This window comes from Anoxybacillus sp. LAT27 (assembly GCF_022030075.1).
GTDB lineage: Bacteria > Bacillota > Bacilli > Bacillales > Anoxybacillaceae > Anoxybacillus > Anoxybacillus kestanbolensis.
In genome coordinates this window covers 1-5,000 of sequence record NZ_JAIWYK010000442.1, presented here as the reverse complement: position 1 = coordinate 5,000, position 5,000 = coordinate 1, and the positions used below count along the sequence as shown (strand labels likewise).

The 5,000-nt window shown below is 40.8% G+C and carries 4 protein-coding genes (1 of these 4 running past the window's edge); all 4 read right to left on the bottom strand.

Going from position 1 to position 5,000, the window contains the following annotated elements; translation table 11 throughout:
• On the bottom strand, window positions 1-1,356 hold the 5' portion of the coding sequence (gyrA, locus tag LD028_RS15525; RefSeq protein WP_237812296.1) for a DNA gyrase subunit A. It extends 1,095 nt beyond the left edge of the window; 1,356 of the gene's 2,451 nt are visible here — the first part of the coding sequence; its start codon is at window positions 1,354-1,356; the stop codon falls past the left edge of the window.
• A 72-nt stretch (window positions 1,357-1,428) separates the two neighbouring features.
• A complete protein-coding gene (gene gyrB, locus LD028_RS15520; protein ID WP_237812298.1) occupies window positions 1,429-3,345 on the bottom strand; it encodes a DNA topoisomerase (ATP-hydrolyzing) subunit B in 1,917 nt (638 codons plus the stop codon).
• Between the two features lie 60 nt (window positions 3,346-3,405).
• A complete protein-coding gene (gene recF / locus LD028_RS15515; protein ID WP_237812295.1) occupies window positions 3,406-4,521 on the bottom strand; it encodes a DNA replication/repair protein RecF in 1,116 nt (371 codons plus the stop codon).
• 14 nt (window positions 4,522-4,535) lie between these two features.
• The gene (yaaA, locus tag LD028_RS15510) at window positions 4,536-4,748 is read right to left on the bottom strand and encodes a S4 domain-containing protein YaaA (RefSeq protein WP_006321152.1); all 213 of its coding nucleotides are present in this window, start codon (window positions 4,746-4,748) and stop codon (window positions 4,536-4,538) included.
• Window positions 4,749-5,000: the final 252 nt, after the last annotated feature.

The following is a 5,000-nucleotide window of genomic DNA, read 5'->3' as shown; positions in this document are numbered from 1 at the left end:
GGCTTTTAAATGCGCGATGAGCTTGACTAATTCCTCATACTCTTGTTCAATTTTTTCACGCTCTAGTCCCGTTAAACGTTGTAAACGCATATCTAAAATAGCTTGCGCTTGCTTTTCGCTTAGCTGGAACTTTGTCATTAACCCTTCTTTTGCTACGTCTACGGTCGCAGATTGACGAATGAGCTCAATCACTTCATCTAAGTGATCAAGGGCAATGCGCAACCCTTCTAAAATATGGGCGCGAGCTTCCGCTTTGTTTAACTCAAACTGAGTTCGACGACGAATAATAATTTTTTGATGGTCTAGATAATATTGTAAACATTGTTTTAAATTTAATACTTTCGGTTGCCCATCAACAAGCGCGAGCATATTGATACCAAAGCTCGTTTGTAAAGCCGTTTGTTTGTATAAATTGTTAAGTACGACATGAGCACTCACGTCTCTTCGTACTTCAATAACGATACGCATACCGCTTCGATCGGATTCATCACGTAAATCTGTAATTCCGTCGATTTTCTTCTCACGAACAAGTTCTGCAATTTTTTCAATTAACTTCGCTTTATTGACTTGATAAGGTAACTCACGGACGATAATCACTTCTTTTCCGTTCTCTTTTTGCTCGATCTCTGCTTTGGCACGCAACGTAATCGAACCTCGTCCTGTTTCATACGCTTTTCGTATACCGCCTCTCCCAATAATTTGCGCACCTGTCGGAAAATCAGGTCCTGGCAAATATTCCATCAATTCAGCAATCGTCATGTCGGGATCTTTCATCAGCTCCAATAAAGCGTCAATGACTTCTCCAAGTTGATGCGGCGGAATGTTTGTTGCCATCCCAACCGCAATCCCTGAAGATCCGTTCACAAGCAAATTCGGGAAACGAGCTGGCAAAACAATTGGCTCTCGTTCTGAACCGTCATAGTTGTCTTGGTAATCAATCGTGTCTTTGTTAATATCTCGCAACAGCTCCATCGAAATTTTCGACATTCTCGCTTCTGTATAGCGCATTGCTGCTGCAGCATCCCCGTCAATTGATCCGAAGTTTCCATGTCCATCTACAAGCATATATCGATAGTTGAAATCTTGTGCCATCCGCACCATCGTATCGTATACCGCTGCATCTCCGTGCGGATGATACTTCCCGATCACTTCACCGACAATACGTGCCGACTTTTTGTAAGGCTTGTCCGCCGTCATTCCTAAATCGTGCATTGCATATAAAATACGACGATGTACCGGCTTTAGACCGTCACGCACATCAGGGAGCGCGCGAGATACAATGACGCTCATCGCATAGTCAAGAAACGATGCACGCATTTCTTGACTAATACTCACTTCTTTTACTCGTTCAGACATACAACAACGAACCTCCCTTACTTAGCAAAATAATAAAACAAGGGGAGGGTGAACAAACACTCTCCAACATGTTTAAATATCTAGATTTTTTACGTATTTTGCGTTTTCTTCGATAAATTGTCTACGCGGCTCGACTTTGTCCCCCATTAAAATTTCGAACGTTTCGTCCGCCTCCATCGCATCTTGCAAACTCACTTTCAACAACGTTCTCGTTTCTGGATTCATTGTTGTTTCCCAAAGTTGTTCAGGATTCATCTCCCCAAGACCTTTATAACGTTGAATGACCGGTTTTGGTTGTTCAGGTAACCGCGTTAATATTTCTTCAAGTTGTCGATCACTATATGCATATTCGATTCGTTTTCCTTGCTGAATTTTATATAAAGGTGGTTGAGCGATGTAAACATAGCCTTGTTCAATGACCTCGCGCATGTAGCGATAAAAAAATGTTAATAACAGTGTACGAATGTGTGCACCATCGACATCGGCGTCCGTCATAATAATGATCTTATGGTAACGAGCTTTTGTAATATCAAAATCTTCCCCGATTCCTGTGCCAAGAGCTGTAATAATCGCACGTACTTCATTGTTGGATAAAATTTTATCTAAACGTGATTTTTCAACGTTAATAATTTTTCCGCGCAACGGTAAAATCGCTTGGAAATGACGATCGCGCCCTTGTTTTGCAGAACCACCTGCTGAGTCCCCCTCAACGACATACAGTTCACATATCGCAGGATCTCTCGATGAACAATCCGCCAATTTCCCAGGCAAACTTGATACTTCAAGGGCGTTTTTTCTTCTCGTTAATTCTCGCGCTCGCTTCGCTGCTAAACGTGCTCGAGAAGCTAAAATTCCTTTTTCAACGATTTTTTTTGCAACGGATGGATTCTCGAGTAAAAACTTCTCAAATTGTTCAGCAAAAATGGACTCTGTCGCCGTGCGGGCATCACTATTTCCAAGTTTCGTCTTCGTTTGTCCCTCAAACTGCGGTGCTGGGTGTTTCACCGAGATGATGGCTGTTAATCCTTCCCGTACGTCTTCACCCGTTAAATTGGCATCTTGGTCTTTAAACATATTGTTTTTACGGCCATAATCATTAATAATTCGCGTCAGAGCTGTTTTAAAACCTAACTCGTGCGTACCACCTTCATGTGTATGAATGTTATTCGCAAATGAGTATATATTACTTGTATAACCATCGTTGTATTGCAGGGCAATTTCGACTTGAATCCCGTCTTTCTCACCTTCGATATAAATCGGTTCCTCGTGAAGCGTTTCTTTTGTCCGATTTAAATGTTTAACGTATGAAGAAATTCCACCTTCATAGTAGTATTCGTTGCGTCGCTTTTCACCGCGTCGATCTTCTAGCGTAATACGAATGCCTTTGTTTAAAAAAGCAAGCTCCCGTAAACGGTGCGCGAGTGTATCGTAATCATACTCCGTCGTTTCTGTGAAAATTTCCGGATCTGGCTTAAAATGAATCGTTGTTCCTGTCCGATCTGTCTCACCTACAACTTGCAAATCAGAACAAGGCACACCGCGCTTATATTTTTGATAGTGAATGTTTCCATCGCGATGTACATATACTTCTAGTTCTTCTGACAACGCATTAACAACAGACGCACCGACCCCATGCAAACCGCCAGATACTTTATATCCACCGCCGCCGAATTTCCCTCCAGCGTGCAACACAGTCATAATTACTTCAACAGCTGGTCTCCCCATTTTTTCATGAATGCCAACTGGAATCCCCCGACCGTTATCGATAACTGTAATGCTATTGTCTTCTTCAACAATGACGTTGATTTCCGTACAAAATCCAGCTAGCGCTTCATCAATACTGTTGTCGACAATTTCCCAAACGAGATGGTGTAATCCTTTCGGTCCAGTTGATCCGATATACATCCCCGGTCTTTTTCGTACTGCTTCTAATCCTTCGAGCACTTGAATTTGACTTTCATCATAAACAATTTGTTCCCTTTGTTCCATCGTCACTATTGATCACCTACGCTTTCCTTTTCGGACAATACGTCCGAGTTTGATAAACAACTATCGTCTCATCATTTGTCCCGAGACAACTTCGTACACATCTGCATCACGAATAACGCGATGCTCAATCCCATCTATGCTCGTTGTTGTTACGAATGTTTGCACTTTGCCTTGTATAGCATTTAACAAATGCGTTTGGCGAAAATCATCCAGTTCTGATAGGACATCGTCAAGTAAAAGAATAGGGTACTCTCCAATTTCCGAAAAAATTAAATCAATTTCAGCTAGTTTCAATGAAAGGGCCGTCGTTCGTTGTTGTCCTTGTGAACCGAACGTTTGTACATCCTTTCCGTTAATTGTGAACGATAAATCGTCTCGATGTGGCCCGATAAGTGTTGTGCCTCGTTCGATTTCTTTTGTTTTTATTTGTGCGAACTTGTCGTTATACACTTCTACTATTCTCGACCATTGTTGTTTGTCTAATACATGAACCGAAGGACAATAGTGAATAGCTAATTGTTCATTACCTCGACTAATTTCAGCATGAATCGGTTTTGCCCACGTTTGTAATAATTCGATAAATTCGTATCTTTTAAGCGTGATCTTAGCTGCAAGTTCTACCAGTTGTTCTGTAAGCACATCAAGAAACGTTTCATCCATCTGTTTTTTCGACTGAAGTAGTTTCAAATATTGATTTCTTTGTTGCAACACTTTTTGATATTGACCAAGCTCATGCATGTAAACAGGAGATACTTGACCGATCTCCATGTCGATAAAACGTCTTCGAATTTGTGGGCTCCCTTTTACAAGGTTTAAATCTTCTGGAGCAAACATGACGACGTTCATGTGCCCGACATATCTGCTTAACTTCGCCTGTTCAATATGATTGAGTTTTGCTTTCTTGCCTTTTTTTGACACAGTTAGTTGCAGAAAAATGGATCCGTTTTTCTTTCCTACTTTACCTTCTATTTTAGCATAATCTTCGTCCCAACGAATTAAATCTTTATCGTTCGTCGTTCGATGTGATTTCGCCATAGATAAAACATAAATGGATTCCATGATGTTCGTCTTACCTTGGGCATTTTCACCTAAAATGACGTTTACTTTATTTTGAAATTGCCAACAACCTTGTTCATAATTGCGGTAGTTTTTTAAAGTTAATTGTTCCAAAAACAAAGGTGCTCCCACCTTCACGAACAAATCGTAAATGTACCGATTGTTTTGATGTCGACAACGTCCCCTACCTTTAGCTTTCGCCCGCGACGTTGTTCCCGCTCACCATTAACAAATACATCGTTTGTTTGTAAAAACCATTTCGCCATCCCACCTGTTGAGATGACGTTCGCTAGTTTTAAAAATTGTCCGAGTGTAATGGTTTCTGTTGAAATTTTTATTTCTTTCATCCATCATCCGCTCACTTTCTATAAAAAGTGTCCATTCTTTCATTGTACTAAAAAAGAAAGGTGAAGAAAAGGAAAGCTGCTAGTTCATCTAGCAGCTCAGACTGTTGACAAAATGGTTGGAAGACACCTGTCTTTCAACCATTTTGTTCCATTTTGGCATTTGTCTCCCTTGATGAACCGTCGAAAATAACGACATACATAATTGAAAAAGAGGAGAGATGCCCATTCTCCATAGGCAGTTTGCTAATTTCT

Coding starts and splice junctions, on each gene's coding strand:
- gyrB (WP_237812298.1), bottom strand. CDS start 3,345: ATGGAACAAAGGGAACAAATTGTTTATGATGAAAGTCAAATTCAAGTG.
- yaaA (WP_006321152.1), bottom strand. CDS start 4,748: ATGAAAGAAATAAAAATTTCAACAGAAACCATTACACTCGGACAATTT.